The sequence below is a fragment of the Pseudomonas lactis genome (genome assembly GCF_001439845.1).
GTDB classification, from domain to species: domain Bacteria; phylum Pseudomonadota; class Gammaproteobacteria; order Pseudomonadales; family Pseudomonadaceae; genus Aquipseudomonas; species Aquipseudomonas lactis.
Genome location: NZ_JYLO01000004.1, coordinates 420,086 through 436,919, shown reverse-complemented (window position 1 = coordinate 436,919; position 16,834 = coordinate 420,086). Strand labels below are relative to the sequence as shown.

Sequence of the window (16,834 nt, the reverse complement as noted above, 5' to 3'; positions counted from 1 at the left end):
CTGGGGTGTGCGCCCAGTCAGAAACTGCGAGCCCGCTGGGCCAGTGACACTGAACCCTGAGAAAGAAACGACTATGAAACAAGCAGCTTAAAACGAAGAACAGTGACAACTACCTTGAAAAACACCGCGAGTCAAAAACAGGCTATCAACCGACGATTTACCGCGCATACATCAGATCCTCAATACACCACCAGAACGTTCCTATTCGTTTGCTCATCCATAAGGCAGGTATGCATTACAAGTGGTGCAAATCGAACGACTTCTGTTGCTGGGTAAACCGTAATGGCTGTCTAGACGCAGGCATTTACTGGGTGATGGCTAAATAGTGGCTTCATTGAGGATTTGTGTCAATGATTTGGCTTTTCGTCCGTTTTCTTCGGTGTCCCTCTCAATACCTCCATGATATGACGGTTTGTTGACGTGTATGGCGGGTATTTCAGAATAATCGAGAATCGATGATGGCTTTTTGGAGTGTAGGAACAAACCTGGGGATTTGCCTGCCAGCGACGAAAAGCTTTTGCCGGCGGGAAGGAGGGGGTGGGACAAGGCTTTTTTGTAGGAGCGAGGACGCCTGGTTCTTGCTCGCGAAAGACGTCAACGATAACGCGTGCTTCCTGAATAAACGCGGCGTCTGTGAGTTTTTCGCGAGCAAGCTCGCTCCTACAGGAGGGGTATGCAGTGCTTAGAAGTTGCCTTTGAGGCTCAGCGTGAGGTTGCGCGGCTCTCCATAAAGATTACCCCAGCCTGAGGTACCCACGGTCTGGTAGTAGTTTTTATCGAACAGGTTGTTACCGTTGAGCGCCACCGTCCAGGTGTCGTCCACCTGATACGCCAGGCGCGCATTCCACAAGGCGTAGCCGGCCTGTTCCAGTTTGATGTTTTGCAACCGGTAGTTGCTGCTTTGGGCGTTGACGCCTGCGCCGACTGTCCATTTCGACAGCGCACCGTCCAACTGGTAGTCGCCCCACAAACGCAGCATATGCCGGGGTACGTAGGTGTTGGACACCGCGCCTTCGGCTGCGCTGTCGATGTTCTTCAGGTTCTTGGTTTGCGTGTAGGTGTAGCCGCCGAACACCTGCAGGCGTTCAAGCAATTCGCCGCTCAGCTCGGCCTCGACCCCTTGGGCGCGAACCTTGCCCGTGTCGGTGTAGCAGTAGCCGTCGGAGGAGCTGCCGCAGCGGGTCTCGAAATCGGTTTGGGCGGCGTTTTTTTCGATGGCGCGAAACAGCGCCAGGGAGCTGTTCAGGCGCCCGTCAAACCATTCGCCCTTGATGCCCAACTCATAGTTCTCACCCATTTTCGGCTTGAGGGCCGAACCGCTGACCGTAGCGTAGGAGCTTTGTGGCTGGAAGATATCGGCGTAGCTGGCGTACACCGAAAGGTTGTCATTGAGGTCGTAGATCAGCGCGGCAAACGGCGTGACCACCCCGGTTTCCTTGGTGCGTGCATCCTGGTCGGCCCACTCGCCCCAGGCCAGGTTCAGGGACTCACGGCGGTTTTCATACCAACTGACGCGACTGCCCAGAACCAGCATCAAAGGTTCGGCCAGACGCAGGCGCAAGGTGGCGTAGGCACCGTATTGAGTGGCGGTTTCCTTGACCGTGCCGCCACGGTACATGTTGGGCCAGAAGGTGTCGTCGGCAGGTTCCGGGAAGTGGTGGTTGGGGTTGAAGACGCTTTGGCGCTGGGGCAGGTTGCGGATCGCATAGACATCGTCCTGAGTGCCACGGCTGCCATTGGCGCCGAGGATCAACTCATGTTGCAGGCCAAAGGCTTCAAATTGACCGTCGATGTAGGCGTCCAGGCCGTAGTCTTTGTGATCGTAGTCCAGCAAGGCTGCGTAGCTGGTGAGCGTGGGGGCCGGGTTGCCATAGTCCACGGTGCTCTCGCTGGCGGCGTATTTGATGTCTTGCAGGTTGCGGCTATGCACGGCGCTGACTTTGAGCTTCCAGTCGTCGTTGAAGTGATGGATCAGATCGGCGAACAGCGTGGTGCGCTGGCTTTGCCAATCGTTCCAGGCCTGGCCAAGGCAGGTGGAGCGGCTCAGGCCGAGGCTTTTGCCGTCGCGATAACGCGGCAGGCCGCTCCAGCACGGCGTGGAGTCGACATCCTCATAGCTGGCTCCGAAGCCCAGGGTAGTGTCAGGGCGGACATCCATGTCCAGGGCCGCGTAAAACGCCTGGTCCTGGCGCTTGGCAAGGTCCATGTAAGAGCCACGGTTCTGTTGGCTCACCGCCGCGCGGCCGCGCACCGTGCCGCTGTCGTTCAATGGGCCGCCGGTGTCGAATTCGGCGTGATAGTTATCCCAGGTGCCCGCCGACAGGCCAAGGCTGGTGGTGGGCTTGTCCTGGGGCCGCTTGCGCACGAAGTTCACCGCACCACTGGCAGTGCCGGCGCCCTTGAGCATTCCGGCAGCGCCTTTAAGCACTTCCACACGGTCATAAATCGCCATGTTCGCGCTGAAACTGTCGGCTTGTATGTAGTCCTTGCCGATGTCCAGTGGTACACCATCGAACTGGTACTGGCCGAGCATCTTGAAGCCCCGGGAGTAAAAATACTTGCCGCCCATGGGCGATTCGTAGCTGGTGATGCCTGGGGTGCGCTCCAGCAATTGGTCGATGGTGGTGATGTTTTGGTCATCCATCAGCTTGCGGGTCATCACACTCACCGATTGCGGCGTGCGTCGCAGGCTGTGTTCGCCCTTGCCGATGGTCACGGCGCCGGTGGTGTAGGAGCCGCTGCCTTCGGTGGTGGCGCCCAGGCGCTCGCCGTTAATGGTGGTGGCGCCCAGGTTCAGGGTCGAGCTGTCGGCCTGTTGAGGTAACAGTAACCAAGCGTTCGGGCCCTGGCTCTGAGCCTGCAAGCCCTGGCCTTGAAGCAGTCGGCTCAGGGCCTGTTGTGGCTCCAGGGTACCGCTCAGCCCATCACTGCTTTTGCCGGCTACGCTGCCTGCGTCATACGACACGCTGATACCGGCCTGCCGTGCAAATTGATCGAGGGCGCCGGCCAGTGGGCCGGGGGCGATATTCCAGGTGCGCGTCTGGCGTTCGCCGCCGGTTGGCTGGGCACCGGCGGTATACGGAAGGGCAGTGGCCGCCAGGCAGGCGCCGAGGAGGGTCGCCTTGATGGCGTGCCTGAGAGGTGAACGCAGGGAGGGGAACGCTTGCATGACCGCGGGATGCTCCTGAAGGAAGTGGACAACACGGGCCTGTTGATCGGCCTTTCCTTACAGGTCGAATGGCAATGAGAATTCACCTCATTTATTTTTGGCCGGTCACGCGCGCGCGGAGACGGTCACCCAGTAACGGCTACGGTAGGTCACATCGATTGCCAGCGATTGCGCCACCAACTTGAGCACCTGGTCGGTGTCGTCCAGTTGGTAAGTGCCCGACACCCGCAGCCCCGCCACGGCTTCGCTGCAACGCAGCAACCCATTGCGATAGCGACCCAGCTCGGCCAGGAAGTCCTCCAGGCGCATATTGTGGGCGCTGATCACGCCGTCACTCCAGGCCCATGGGTCCAGGCCGTTGTTGGGGGACGGGCGAATGCCGCTACGATTGAACATCACCTGTTCGCCCGGCTTGATCACTTGGCGTGCGGCGCCGTCATAGCGGTCGGTAAACACCGCCACTGCACCCTGTTGCACGGCCAGCAAGGTGCCTTGGGGTTCTTCGCGCACCAGCAAGCGCGTGCCGAGGGCGCGCAGGTAACCATCGCGGGTATGCACCCATAGCGCACGGTGGTCGGCCCCGGTATTGATCAAAATTTCACCCTGGCGCAGGTTCACCAGCCGTTGTTCGGCGCCAGGAGTAATGTCGACGGCGCTGGCGCTGTTGAGCTGGACTTTGCTGCCATCCTCCAATGCTACCCAGCGCCGCTCGCCAGTGGCGGTGCGGTAGTCCGCCATTAAGGCGGGCAGGGGCGTGTAGTCGCGGCCAAGCCAGGCTAAACCTGCGGCGCCGGCAAACAGCCCGAGCAGTTTCAGGCTTTCACGACGGCTGATGTGCTGGCGTGCGCCGTCGAGTGCATGGCGACTGACATGCGCTGGCAAGTGGTTGAAATCGTCATTCAGGGTGGCGACCCGATGCCAGGCCTGTTGATGCGCGTCGCTGGTGTGCAGCCACTGTTCAAAGGCCGCGGTGCTGGCGTCGTCGGCGGTGTTATAGCGCAACTTGATCATCCACTGGATGGCCTGGTCGACCAGGCGCGAGTCAGGAGTCGGCATAGCGCAACCGGTAACAGGCGTGCAGCGCCTTGGACAGGTCGCGTTCCACCGTGGCCTTGGACACGCCCAGGCGCAAGGCGATCTGCGGGCAGGTCAGGCCGTCCAATTGGGCCAACAGGAACGCCTCGCGCACCCTCGGCTTGAGCTGGTCGAGCAGACGGTCAATGCGTTCCAGGCTGTCGAGGATCAGCCGCCGTGTTTCTTCGCTCGGCACCTCCATTTGCGCAAAGTGCGCCAGGCTTTCCAGGTAGGCGCGTTCCAGCTCGCGGCGCCGGTATTGGTCGATCATCAAGCTGCGTGCGATGCTGCTCAGATAAGCGCGCGGCTGCTGCAAAGTCTGTTGCTGACGCGCGTTGAGCAGGCGCACGAAGGTGTCCTGCGCGAGGTCAGCGGCGCGCTCATGGCAACCCGTGCGCCGGCTCAACCAGCCCCGCAGCCACGAATGGTGGGCTTGGTAAAGCTGGCCGATGGCAGCAGGGTCCAGTGGGTGATCGCTCGACATGGTCATCCTGGCGCAGCAGGCTTAATTGATAATGTTTCGCATTCTAGACGTTGGTCGTGGCATTCAGCAATCACTGGGTTCGCTGCGTGAGCAATGTATCCAGCACAATTTTTTGTAGGGGCTGGAAGCACCGATTAATCTGCAGTTTTTGCAGGTGGACGGTTCAAGCATGATCAGCCTTGTCACACTCGGCGTTTTTTCCGGCGCTGTGTTGCTGTTGCTGCTGTCACCGGGGCCGAACATGGCGTTTGTCATCAGCCAGGGTGTCACCCATGGCTGGCGCGGCGGTGTTGCCTCGGCCCTGGGCATCGGCGTGGCCGACCTGCTGCTGACGGCATTGACCGCCATGGGGGTGACGGCGGTGGTCGCCAGTTGGCCGCCGGCATTCGACCTGATCCGTTATGCGGGCGTGATCTACCTGCTGTGGCTGGTCTTCAAAACCTTGCAAAAACGCCCCAGCCTGGGCGCCGCTCACGTCGGCCGCGTGGCGTTGGGCCGGGTGTTTTTGCAGGCTATGTTCAACAGTTTGCTCAACCCCAAGGCGTTGTTGTTTTTCATGGTGTTCCTGCCGCAGTTTGTGCGGCCCGAGGCGGGGCCCATCGCCTTGCAACTGATGGTGCTGGGCGGCGTGCTGACGTTGATCGCGAGCGTGTTTCACATGCTATTGGGCCTGTTTGGCGGGGCGCTCAGCCGCTTCTTCGCCAAGCGCACCAAAAGCGCCTGGCTGCAGAAGTGGGGCTTGGCAGCGGTGCTGATGGCGTTGGCCGTGCGCTTGGCGGTGATGTCGCGTCCTGCCTGAATGACAGGCGGGAAGCCAAACGAGTTTCTTCGTGGCGAGGGAGCTTGCTCCCGTGACGGCCCGACAGCCGATGCTCATCTACCAGACACCCCGCAATCAAACTGTGGGAGCGGGCTTGCTCGCGAAGGCGGCCTAACAGGCGACGCAGTTATACCGAGAGCATATCCATTCCTGCGGTAACGGCTGGGTTCCGCCCTGACGGCGGCTCATTTTGCAAAAGCGGCAGAGTAAGCAACGCTCTTACCCCACCTGGGGTTCCTGCACTAACTGCTTTGGTGAGGTTACTGCGAGCTGAGCCAAGCTTCCATTTTCCCCAGATTCATTTCAGCAAGAAGTTTGGCTTAGCCAACTCTAAAACCTGAGTAGCTTTTGTCTGTCTCCAGGCGAGGTAAACCAGTCAGCTATTTCGACGTTACATTGCTTTGAATCGCTCAGCACCAACTTCACTATCATGTCCGCAGCGGCCCTCTGGTGATCGGCGATGTACAAGCGCCGCCCTTCAGCAGACCATGCACGTTTTGTGAGCTCATCGGTCACGTCTGTGATGCCAAGGTCGCCAAAATAGTCGGTGGTCTCAAGATAATGAATGCCTGCCAATGACACCTTGGCTACGCCGGATTCCCGATCAAAATAGGAAAGGAAATGCCACCCACCTGTGGTGCTTTCGGGATGAGGGAAATTGATGGCGGCTTTCCTTGTTATGTAGTGCTGATGCGAGACGCGTTTGAGGTCAAAGTCGAACTGAGGCTGTTTCCTTTCGGCTGACCTATGAGCGCCGTGGATTTGATGTCGTTCTTGAGCAAAGCTGGGCGAACAAATGTCACCATTGGGGTCGCGAGAATGCTGAATATCTAGGCGTCTAAAGCATTGCTGGCTCATAGCCTAGTAATTATGGCATATAGCCGCTATAGAAGATGGCGCTGGCCTAGCTGGTGCTCAATTACTTTGCAGATACCCAAGCCTGAAGGTATGGGTGTCTAAAGCCAGGATTGCCTATGTCACAGGGACTGTCAGCCAGTATCAAACTAAAATATGCCGCTTTTTTGGTTGCTGCTAAAGAAGGGATCCGCATCTTCCAGTCTCTGTGCTCCGGGCCTTCGTCGCCAGGTTCTTTTGAGCCACTCACACCAGTCCTCATCGATAGTGACCACTTTGATCGCTACGAGCGCGAATTGCTCGGCGCACTTGAAAAGGATGAGGTTCTGAACATCGCACTTACCGGTGGATATGGAGCAGGTAAGAGCAGTGTCCTCAAGACCTTTTTTGAGCGACATCCAGAATTTCAAACGGCTTATGTTTCACTAGCGACCTTCAGCAAGGATGCACCTCCACCGTTGCCGGTTTCGGACGCTGAACTCTCTGAGACCTCAGCCAGAAGTTCCCAGTCAGCACAGGATTCCGGCGAGAGTAGTACCTCAAGCGATTTGATCGCAAGAATTGAGGAAACCATTGTCCAGCAGCTCCTTTACGCCGTGCCAACTGCACGCGTGCCCAAAACCAGGCTCAAGCGAATTGTCCAGACATCAGGGCGTAGCATCGCTTGGCGCACGATTTTTTGGGGGGTAATGCTCATCGCGTGCCTGCGGCTTTATGTCCCTACATTGAAGGAGATACCTGCGTTAGATCCTGCTTGGTTGCTGACGAGACTGTTAATGATCCCGGGTTGGTTGGCAGTCTCGGTAACAGGGCTGGGTGGTTTCTATCTTCTCTATTCGGGACTCAAATTTCTATCTATGTTCAGTATCGACGGCTTAACCTTAAAGGGTGGAAAGCTCGAGGCCGTGAATCACGGATCCGTACTCCACAAGAACGTAGATGAAATTATCTATTGCTTTGAACGAAGCAATGTCCGCGTCGTGGTGATTGAGGATCTGGATCGTTTTGGAACTCAGGAAATATTTTTTCGCTTGCGCGAGATCAACTTCACTATCCGGCACTCGCCCCAAATAACTCGACCTGTTCATTTCATTTACGCTATTCGTGACGAGCTGTTTACCGTCACCGACAAGACGAAATTTTTTGATCTGATTATCCCGGTGATTCCTGTCGTCAATTCTGAAAACTCTAGGGAGAAGCTTCAAGAGCTCATGATGACTCGGGCTGTTGATGGCAAAAAGCTGGGTTCTGATCTTGACCCAATTCTCGTGGAGACAGTCTGCTATTACATAGATGAGATGCGGCTGATAAAGAACATCGTCAATGAGTACGACATTTTTGCAAGCCTGCTGTCCCAAGGTGGCCTAAAGCTGGATCAAAACAAGTTGTTTGCCATCGTGGTGCTCAGGAACCTCTATCCGGAAGAATTTGCAGAGCTGGTTAAGCGGAGGGGGAAGGTGTACAGCTTGCTCACGGGGTTGTCTGCTTGGGCTAACCAACCATCGCAGGCACTCGTTGAGCTCGAACGATTAATCGAAGAAAAGTCCCGGCGTGAGGAACACGGTGAAGAGCGCGTAATCGATCTTAGGTTAAGTGTCTGGTTCGAGGTGTTGAGGGCGAGCGGAATAGACGGTGCAAATTACGTTTTAGTAAACGGTTCTGAGCGGGTAAGCCTCAAGGAATTCCTACAGGACGACATCTTCACTAAAATCTGTGAGGCTGAGCAACTTAAAGGCGTCCTCTATTCACAGTGGGCGAATCACAACCCCGTTGGAAATATTATTAGTCCCAATGACGCGCTTACACAGGCATCCTATCGCACGCGTCTCGCATGGATTCATCAGTCCATGAAATCGATGGATGAGGCCATTGGGGCGGCAGAGAGGAAGCTCACCGAAATCAAGACAATTTCCTTCCGTGAAGCTGCCCGTGGTGATTATGGGGCAATTATTGACCAGCGGCTGACAGGAATGGAGATCGTCGTTTACCTAATGCGCGCTGGCTACCTCGACACCGATTACACAGATTATCTTGGATTTTTCTATGAAGGCTCGCTGACTCGCGATGATCAGAATCTTATTCTCGCACTCAGGCGCCGTGCCACCCTCGACGTCGCCTCGCCAGTCCGGAATCCTGAGCGAGTGGCAAGCAAATTGGAGCACGATGCTCTCGGCGATGGCAAAGGCATTATCGCTGACCTAATTGTCCAACTCTCACTATCGGCGCCACTCACTGAGTTGTCCGACACAAGAACGCAAAAGCTGGACGTCATCCTGCAAAGCGGCCACCAGAATGCTGGCCGATTGGCTGAGGCTGTATCCATCATCCTTGCAGGGGATGCTAGGTTACCGCTTGTTCGCGCTATGCATGCACTCGCCCCTGAGTTGTTCGCCGTGATCTTGAGCACTGAGCGATTCAATGAGGCTGACGCTCGACAGGCTTTGGTGTGCGGGATCATGGACGCGTTGTCTCAGCAACAACTTGAGGTTATGGCTCATCGGCAGCCGTTGCTTGAAGTTATCGCCAGTCTCACAGGTGTTAACCACCTGATCACAGGCATGGCCTCGAACATCGATGGCTGGGCGTGGCTTCGCCGCGAGCCTGTTCGCTTCAATAGTCTCTCCGCAGAGGTTGGTGCGAGTACGCTGGAGCAATTGATTGGCTGGCGCTGCTTGCAACTGAGTCTCCCGATGATGGCATTGATCCTGGAAACGTTTGCGGACGAGGGGGGAGATGTCTCCTGCAAGCGCCTTCGAGCGTTGGGTCTCGCAGGAATTGATTCATTGATTGAGATTGCTCCTGAAGACTTCATCTTCGAGCTGATGAAGCAACAAGGTAAGCTTCAGGAAGACACTGAGTCCCTTAGGTACATTCTCGGCCTAGTAGAGGATGATCAAGAATTGCAGGAGAATTTGTTCCAGCACACCGAATGTTTGATGGATGACTTGGAAGGGTTCACCGATAACATTTGGGAGAAGGCTCTTGAACTAGACCGTGTGACCTCCGTCCCAAATGCTGCGTGGAGCTACTATATCGGCATGATTGTAAGGCCAATAGAGACTCCTTCTGAATCGATTGACAAGGAAGAACAGGATCGTATCCGAGACATCTTCACAGCATTCCTTGCTAGGAACGCCTGTGAAGCTCAGCGGCTTTGGGATGATGCGAGAGATGAGGCAGATGACCTGAAAGCCTATTTGCTGGCGTCGGAGCTTGACGATGACTCGCTGGATGAAATTTTCGGGAGTACCACTGTCGGCCCTGAGTCTCTCGTAGGGCTGAACATATCTGCTGACCGATGGACGTTTCTGGCCCAGGCTCATTTCGTGCCCTTCGATGGTCAGGTTCTGGAAGAAATTGGCAACAATGATCCAACCGCAGAGGCGGCGTATTTGATCAGGTGCTGGGCTGATGCCCGTGACTACGTCGTCCTACGAAAGCTCGATCCGAAGACTGTCGGTTTGATCAGCGCCGCACGCAGTGTGCCTATTGGTGACATTGCCGAGATGTGGGAGGGTTTGGTTGAGCGAGAAGAGGCTAGCCAAGCTACTGTAGTCGGGAAACTTGCATTGGTATGCGCCAGGGCTAATGCCGAGAATTTCGTCATGCCCCGGAATTGCAGAAGCATCATTGCGTCGCGGGCGTGCGAGGCCATTCTTTCGCAACGTGAAAGGCAGGAGCTATTGCATCAGGCTCTCAAACTGCATGTTGATTGGGCTATCACCTCGTCGATACTGGCTTCGCTCACCGGTGGATATGCTGAGTTGTTGGGGGATAAACGAACTGTGCGGTTGCCGAATTCGGAGCTTGATGTTCGTCTTTGTCAGGCACTCAATGATCGTGGTTTTGTAGGTAAGATCAAGCCGGAGAAAGACTATGTAACGGTCTATACCAAGCGAGTTGGCAGGCTCTAGGCAGGGGATTTCAACCTGCCGAGAATGGGTTGCCTAAAGCCAAAAGGTGGCGCACTCCACAGTAGGTAAATAACCCCTGCTCGGTTAGCGGTCAGCTAGCTGCGAGAGGAGGTCATAGAATTTCGATCTCCTCTGGCTGGAGCCAGCCTGCCTCAATCACTCGCTGTTTCGCCGTCGCCGGCTGACCGGTATAAACCACAATGGCGAGACTTTCTTCGGCCCGGCTGCAAGTGACGTACAGTAGGCGACGAGTGCGGGCCAAGGAGTCATCTTTACCTTCGCGTTGATTTTTTACATCGCTGTCAGAAGCAGGCTTGACCCCCAGGAGCTTGTCGTAACTGAAAAGGAAACCACCTGCCTCCTCATCGTTTAGGATTACCATGACTCTTGGGAACTCCAGTCCCTTCACGCCTTGATGCGTGTCGAAAGGGGATAGTCCATCGGTATACCCGGCGAACGCAGCCATTTCCGAGAAGGGGCGTCCAAGTAGAATCTGGTATGCATGGGTTTCCAACGCATCACGATCCGATGTCTCGGGAGGATCGTCACTTGTGGCGCCCAGTAATAGAGCTGTCACAAGGCGATCAGGGAGATCTAGTAAGCCAGTTTCGAACAGTACATGAGCCACCTCTCCAATCAAGGGATCGTTGGCACTGAATAGTTCACACAACGACTCAGTTGCTGTTCCTGCTTTATCAAGCAAAGCAAATTGGTCAGGCGCGTCTTTTATAGATTTTGTATCGAGAAGCGGAGACTGAAGCCGCACAGCCTCCATGAGACTGAAACTGTTCGTCTTGGCAGCTTGAAGAATAGGGGCTACCCGTTCGAAGAACAGTTTCAAGATTGGCAGTGTTCCATCCAGTAGCCCCGTGCGCAGGTGCTCAACTCCATACAACGGTGTGAACACACCCTCGAACCCCATTCGGCGTCCGGCCATTTTGTGTTCAAGAATCAGAGATTTTCTTCCGTCTTTACCAATTGCCCACTGAGCGTCGCCGGTGATGGCGGCCATGCGCTGTGCGATGTCTTCCTCCAACTCGAAACCTTGACCTGGTATCTGTTGGGTGCAAAACATTCGAACTGTGCCTTCTATAGCGTCAGGCTTTGGCTTCTGCTGATGGCTGTCTGCGCTCGCACGAATTACGTTGATAAGATCAACAACCCTTGTTGGGCAGCGACGGTTCATACGTTTTTCGGGCACAGCCCAATCTGGAGGGATCGCTTCCTCCAAACGCAACTTCCCATCGCTGTAGATGCGTTGCATGGTATCGCCGAGAAGCCCGAGACAAAAACGGTCAGGGATGAGGGATTGTGCTTGCAGAAAAGCGTCCATGAGAGGCCCATAAGTATCTTGGCTCTCATCAATCAAAATTACCGGATGCAGATCCGCCATAACGTCCAACAATGGAGGCTGCTGAATAAAAGCAGCGGCCATTTGAATGACTTCGCTATGATTTAGGGCTTGCCTACCGCGATTATCGCCAGTAGGGCTGTAAATGAATGTCGATATCTCATCCAGGGAATCAAGACGACGAGCTTTGCTATCCCTCGAAGCTTGATTCGCTAGAAATGTCTTGTTTTGCCCTCGAGCCTTTCCGAGTTTCTCATTAAGCTCGCCAATATCTCGCGTGAGCTTGGCCCTAAGCCACTCACGTATGTCGGTATTAAAGCCTTGAATCATCCGCCAAGAGAACGCGTGGATAGTTGATACGACCACCAATGGATCGTGTTCAAGACGGCGGGAAATTTCCTCGGATGCAGCATTTGTATAGGTGATGATCGCGATTTGACGCCCTTCAAACGTCAGCCGTTGCCGCTCCCTATTTTTCAGGTTTTTCACGGCCTCGACCAATGAGTGGGTTTTTCCAGAGCCAGCGCCGGCGTATAGGAAAAAACTCTTCGGATGGTCGAGATTCAGACATTCCTGAATGATCTGATCGGCATCTGGAACATCATCCGTAGCAGCTTCCGGCTGCCGGCTCATGGCGTCACCTCGAGAATCGCTGAAGGGACGACCAGTAGTTCTTTGCTTTTTCTTTCGAGCTTGGACTGCAGCCACGCCAAGCCCTCATGGATGTAAGTAGGCACCTTCAACGTGGCGAAATTAGAGTCGCCGAGAACGTGTAGTGCGAACTCAGCCTTATCACCATCCTTGAGCTTGGTGAATAGCTCGGTGCCAAGCTCTAAGGATGTTTCTGCTTCCCGTAGCGACTTGGCAAAGGATCGCATCAGCCCGCGCCCCGCTTTGTTAGCAAAATACTCTGTATTGCTCAAGACGAGGCTGTCTTCAAAGGTATTTGGCAATGCTTCGACATCGAGCCCAGTTTTGGGTAAGCGGACAGTAATGGGCGTTTGATAAGCGATCCTGATCGAAAATAGATCGTCAATTTGCTGGGCTTTACTGTCAAAGGGCAGATCCAGTAATGAGTCCACATCATGTCCAAGGCCTGCTGCTCGCATCCAATGGCGCACGGTTGGGTTATTAGTGGTTTGGCCTTTCTTCCGTTCGACAGGTTTGCCTACCTGTAGAAGGCCCGCGTCCAAGTCGGTTATCACCAGAGTGACAATGCCCAACGCATCGATCAGGGGCCGGAGCCGATGCGCGTGACTTCCCCCAATATCCAAAATGGTTATGTAGCACTGGTTTAGGAAACGAAAGTGTTGCCTCAAAAAATGCGGAAGCATCATGCGCTCAGCGGCCCCCTCAACAAGGATCACCGCATCCGCAAAGAACAGGTCGGCATGTTGTGCCCGAAGGTAACGGGTAACGAATTCCTTCGTTTGATTGGACTCGCCGAACACTGCGCTTAGGTTCGAGACGGTAGTGACTGGGATTGAAATCCCAGCCATGCCGGACGGAAGCCTGCGGAAGTATCTCAAGTTTTCGTAGTCAATTTCATGAGCTACGTGGCTGGAGTGGGAACTGACCATCAGCTGCGTCCTGAGATTCGGATACTTCGCTAACAATGGGTCGCTGCACAGCACATGGTAGGCGTGTTTTATGAATGCTTGCTGAACCTGGACGTGCAGGTGGGCCTCCGGTTCTTCGATTAGAACCAAATGTATAGGCTCAACACCAGTAGCGCTTTGCTCTTCAGGACTTCTGTACTTCTTAAGCCATTCATCTCGAAATGCCATCAATCGGAATATCATTGAGATGAGGTTCTGGTAGCCGAGCCCGTTGGACGTCTCCGGAAGCCTAAGAGGCGGTGCTCCAGGGGCTCCTCCAACGGAATCCAATTCAAACAGCACAGCTGCTTCGTGGTTCATCCCGTCCGTAGGGGCGAGGCGGGTGGAAACTCGGATGGACGGGTCGGAGTTATTCGGATAGCCCAAGCCGACGACTTCCTTGAGCGCAGGCGCAAAGCTCGTGCTCAGGCGAGTGTCAAAGGCAGTTTGAGCTGCCTCAATTGCTCTGAGTGCCTCCAAATCTGAAATATCTGGGCTATCGCCTGGATCGAGATGCCTGCTGTAGTACGCTCGCAATTGTTCCGAGAGCTTCCTGCCCGATCCATGCCCTCCCTCTAGGACGCCTTCGTCAGCGCTGTCACCAAAGCCGCGTTGAGCATTGATCTCGTGGACTCGTATCAGGTCTGTTAGGGGATTGCGCTCGAGTGGCGTTGCTGTGGCCGCAAGCGGTTGCTGGTTAGCTTTACGAGTTGCAGGATCTGGAGCTCGTAGCTGGCCTGAATCAAGTCGGTACCATCGGATCTTGAAGGTTTTACCGATTCGACGATTCAGGTAGTCATGCAAGCTCTGCGGCCAGAGCGGAAGCGATGGTGGCTGCGTACCTAGCGCTGCCTGTTTTTGAATTTCCTGCTGAAGCTCCCTCACTCGTGCTCGCTCTTTGCGGTAATCGACAAACAGCGTTGGCATATCATCTGGCTCCAGCCGGAATCGCATACCGACATGGCCGCCTTTCCAAGCGAAGTTCGGTATGAGATCTCGGATGTGATGAAGCTCGCCCTGAGTTGCTTCAAGCCAAATATCTAGCGTTGGCAACCAGTCAGCCCATTCATTTGCGACTGGGATGGAGAAGCTATCATCTGCAGCCTCCCAAGCTTCACCAATGGCATCGATTGTGGCGAGATGGCTCAGAGTAAGATCTTGCAATCTGAAAATCGACGCTTTCGAAAGTAGGAACTTACGCAAGGCCAGCACCGCAGATGATTTGCCACTGTTGTTGGCTCCAACGAGTAGTGTGGTCTCGGCTGCGAGGTCGACTCGTACGGATAGGAGCTTGCGAAAGTTCGCGATTTCCAGATGCTGAATTTGCATAGTCGCTTCCCTGGTGACTGCTCAGCAACGGAGCGTCCGGCTGATAGATGCTGGAACTCTAGCTTAGCCGGCCCGGCACTCCAACCGCCGTGATGGGGTTTCGCCATCATTGATGCGTCTGTGTGCAGTAGAAACAAGCTCGTGGACTGAGTGATGGCACTGAGCTATGGTCGCTAGCAGGATGTGCGTGAAGGCGCGCGATGACTTGGGAAGGAACGAAAACGATGATTTACCAATGCAATGGATGCAATAGGACTACCTTCGAGATCGCATGCCCCTGGTGCATGGGCTCTCAAGTTTCGCCGTCATCAGAGCTTACGTTGCGACACCTCACGCCACTGGATCCTTCGTTTTATCCCGACTTTCAATACAGATCCAAAGGCTTGATCCAAGACTTTTTCGGGAAGAAAAAGGAGCAAGCGCAGCTCAACGATCTCCTGAATAACGTTTTGAGAAAGTACGCAGAGCTGAAGCAGCCATACTTTACGAACTTTATTCATACCACTCGCGAAAGCGCAGCTAGTAGCGATGACGCGGGCGTTCCTGGGCCACGATTGGATGGGGTTTACAGCGAGAGGGAACTGTTTAGGGAAGTCCTGATTCGCAAAGGCTTTGACGAGCTTGAAGGGCTTCCATCTCTCTTGGACAAGCTGTTGCAGACCACCGCCTTCAACTCTGCCTATCTGGGCTTCTCCAGAGAGTTGACCAGGCACATTCGAACTGACCTTGCCGACACATTACGTTCTTGGATTGAAGAGGCAGGAACGACATTTAGGTCTGACTTGGCTCTGTTCTATTACTACCTTTGGGAAAATGACGTAGCTTTCCCCAATGTTCAATTCAATCCCCAAGCAGCGTCGACATCTGGTGTGCCACTCCTCCCGATACAGGTTTTCCGGAATGGGCTGAGCCTCTGCGAGGAGATTTATTTCGATATTCTCGTCGAGCGGCTGGGATCTCAGCTCGAGCATTTCAATCCGAATCAGTTCATCACCATGTACCTAGTGGATGCCATGGACGGTTTTCAGTTTGAAGCCTTCTTGGTTGAGATCTTCCAAACCATCGGCTACGACGTCAAAGAGACCAAGAAAACTGCAGATCAGGGCGCTGACCTTTTCGTTACCCGGTTCGGTAAAAACATGGTCATCCAAGCGAAGAATTACTCTGGCTCTGTGGGTAACGCTGCTGTGCAGCAGGCCATCTCTGCTAAAACCTTCTACGGTTGTGACGAGGCCATGGTCGTTACGAACTCCTATTACACGAAATCAGCGAAGGAGTTGGCCAGCACGGCAGGCGTGCGACTAATCGACCGGGATGGGCTCCAGAGCTACCTTGATGACTACAATCAAAAGCTCATCGAGGTCTTCCAGGCCGAGGAAGAAAACGCCTAGGCCTGCACCGGTCAGCGGTCTAAACGGCAATCGCCAAGGCCGCATAATGGTACAGATCTGAGGGGGGGCGATACGTGTCAGGAGTACGACAGCACTTCACTCCAAGGTTTTTACAGTCCCCCACAGGTAAAGCGCCATACCTGGAGATGTGTAAATACCGAAGGTGTGATAGCGGTAGATCAGCCAAACATCGGTGACTGATCTACTGCCAATTCACTTTCGTACAACGGACTAGGACTCATCTTAAGGTCAAGCACCGAGCCCGGCTTTTTCCTACAACCCTTTCAGGTTGCTGCTAAGAATGGTCATCACTAGTCTTGCCCAGTCGCTGCCAATTCAGCGACCGGACGTGAGAAATCCGAACTACTCCATTGGCGCAAAAGCGCTCACCGTATACAGTGCACGCGCTTTTCGGCTCGCTGTTATGGCGGCTGTGCGCGGGCACGCTTCGGCGTGGCCAAGCTCCTGGGGTCTTGGTTTTCTCACTCCGCGTACAGCTGCCACCTTCAGTTCGTGAGAAAAACTCGGTGGTAGTCCATTACTCTCAGGAACTACACCATGATCAAAGACAGCCCCAATCCTCCTTCAGATTCAAACCTGCTCTTCACCCTCCATCCCAACCTCGACACCGAAACCCTGCTGGTCAATGCCTCCCAGGATCTGGACTCCATCAATGCCATTGCGGCGCACCTGGCCTTTGAGGTTGAAGGTTCGCAGCGCAGTGTAGTGCTGGGGATTTGCCGAATGGTGGAGGGCGTTCAGTTGCTGGTTGATCGGGTAGTAGAGGGAGGCGGCGAGACGCGAGCGCAGTAACGGCGATGCCCGTCAGTTAAGAAGCAGCGCTGTACT

The 16,834-nt window shown here is 54.8% G+C and carries 9 protein-coding genes and 1 pseudogene; 4 read left to right on the top strand and 6 right to left on the bottom strand.

The features are described from left to right. Positions 1-682: 682 nt before the first annotated feature. The 3 genes from TX24_RS08890 to TX24_RS08880 form a co-directional block, all read right to left on the bottom strand. Positions 683-3,169 (bottom strand): TonB-dependent siderophore receptor, encoded by a 2,487-nt coding sequence (locus tag TX24_RS08890; RefSeq protein WP_057710178.1) that lies wholly within the window; start codon positions 3,167-3,169, stop codon positions 683-685. 105 nt (positions 3,170-3,274) lie between these two features. Next, entirely contained in the window at positions 3,275-4,225 is a 951-nt protein-coding gene (locus TX24_RS08885; protein WP_034135248.1) for a FecR domain-containing protein, read from the bottom strand. Then, on the bottom strand, positions 4,212-4,727 hold the full coding sequence (locus TX24_RS08880; RefSeq protein WP_003190219.1) for a sigma-70 family RNA polymerase sigma factor: 516 nt from the start codon (positions 4,725-4,727) through the stop codon (positions 4,212-4,214). The genes TX24_RS08885 and TX24_RS08880 overlap by 14 nt, the downstream gene beginning before the upstream one ends. A gap of 169 nt (positions 4,728-4,896) precedes the next feature. On the opposite strand from TX24_RS08880, the gene TX24_RS08875 reads away from it, so the two are divergent. Beyond that, a complete protein-coding gene (locus tag TX24_RS08875) occupies positions 4,897-5,526 on the top strand; it encodes a LysE family translocator (RefSeq protein WP_057710177.1) in 630 nt (209 codons plus the stop codon). 281 nt (positions 5,527-5,807) lie between these two features. Here TX24_RS08875 and TX24_RS08870 read toward each other — a convergent pair. Further along, positions 5,808-6,309, bottom strand: a pseudogene (locus tag TX24_RS08870) (hypothetical protein). A gap of 212 nt (positions 6,310-6,521) precedes the next feature. Between TX24_RS08870 and TX24_RS08865 the strand changes: the two are divergent. Further along, entirely contained in the window at positions 6,522-10,316 is a 3,795-nt protein-coding gene (locus TX24_RS08865; RefSeq protein WP_057710176.1) for a YobI family P-loop NTPase, read from the top strand. Between the two features lie 112 nt (positions 10,317-10,428). Here TX24_RS08865 and TX24_RS08860 read toward each other — a convergent pair whose 3' ends face one another. Next, on the bottom strand, positions 10,429-12,300 hold the full coding sequence (locus tag TX24_RS08860) for a UvrD-helicase domain-containing protein (protein WP_057710175.1): 1,872 nt from the start codon (positions 12,298-12,300) through the stop codon (positions 10,429-10,431). Then, entirely contained in the window at positions 12,297-14,594 is a 2,298-nt protein-coding gene (locus tag TX24_RS08855; RefSeq protein ID WP_057710174.1) for an AAA family ATPase, read from the bottom strand. Before TX24_RS08855 ends, TX24_RS08860 begins: the two co-directional genes overlap by 4 nt. Positions 14,595-14,818: 224 nt before the next feature. Here TX24_RS08855 and TX24_RS08850 point away from each other — a divergent pair, with 224 nt between their 5' ends. Next, complete coding sequence (locus TX24_RS08850; protein WP_057710173.1) at positions 14,819-15,985, top strand: restriction endonuclease; 1,167 nt, start codon at positions 14,819-14,821, stop codon at positions 15,983-15,985. Positions 15,986-16,543: 558 nt separating this feature from the next. Next, entirely contained in the window at positions 16,544-16,798 is a 255-nt protein-coding gene (locus tag TX24_RS08845; RefSeq protein WP_019818714.1) for a DUF6124 family protein, read from the top strand. Positions 16,799-16,834: the final 36 nt, after the last annotated feature.

Excerpts from the sequence above, each read along its gene's own strand:
- TX24_RS08890 (WP_057710178.1), bottom strand. The coding sequence starts at position 3,169 with ATGCAAGCGTTCCCCTCCCTGCGTTCACCTCTCAGGCACGCCATCAAG.
- TX24_RS08885 (WP_034135248.1), bottom strand. The coding sequence starts at position 4,225 with ATGCCGACTCCTGACTCGCGCCTGGTCGACCAGGCCATCCAGTGGATG.
- TX24_RS08880 (WP_003190219.1), bottom strand. The coding sequence starts at position 4,727 with ATGTCGAGCGATCACCCACTGGACCCTGCTGCCATCGGCCAGCTTTAC.
- TX24_RS08875 (WP_057710177.1), top strand. The coding sequence starts at position 4,897 with ATGATCAGCCTTGTCACACTCGGCGTTTTTTCCGGCGCTGTGTTGCTG.
- TX24_RS08865 (WP_057710176.1), top strand. The coding sequence starts at position 6,522 with ATGTCACAGGGACTGTCAGCCAGTATCAAACTAAAATATGCCGCTTTT.
- TX24_RS08860 (WP_057710175.1), bottom strand. The coding sequence starts at position 12,300 with ATGAGCCGGCAGCCGGAAGCTGCTACGGATGATGTTCCAGATGCCGAT.
- TX24_RS08855 (WP_057710174.1), bottom strand. The coding sequence starts at position 14,594 with ATGCAAATTCAGCATCTGGAAATCGCGAACTTTCGCAAGCTCCTATCC.
- TX24_RS08850 (WP_057710173.1), top strand. The coding sequence starts at position 14,819 with ATGATTTACCAATGCAATGGATGCAATAGGACTACCTTCGAGATCGCA.
- TX24_RS08845 (WP_019818714.1), top strand. The coding sequence starts at position 16,544 with ATGATCAAAGACAGCCCCAATCCTCCTTCAGATTCAAACCTGCTCTTC.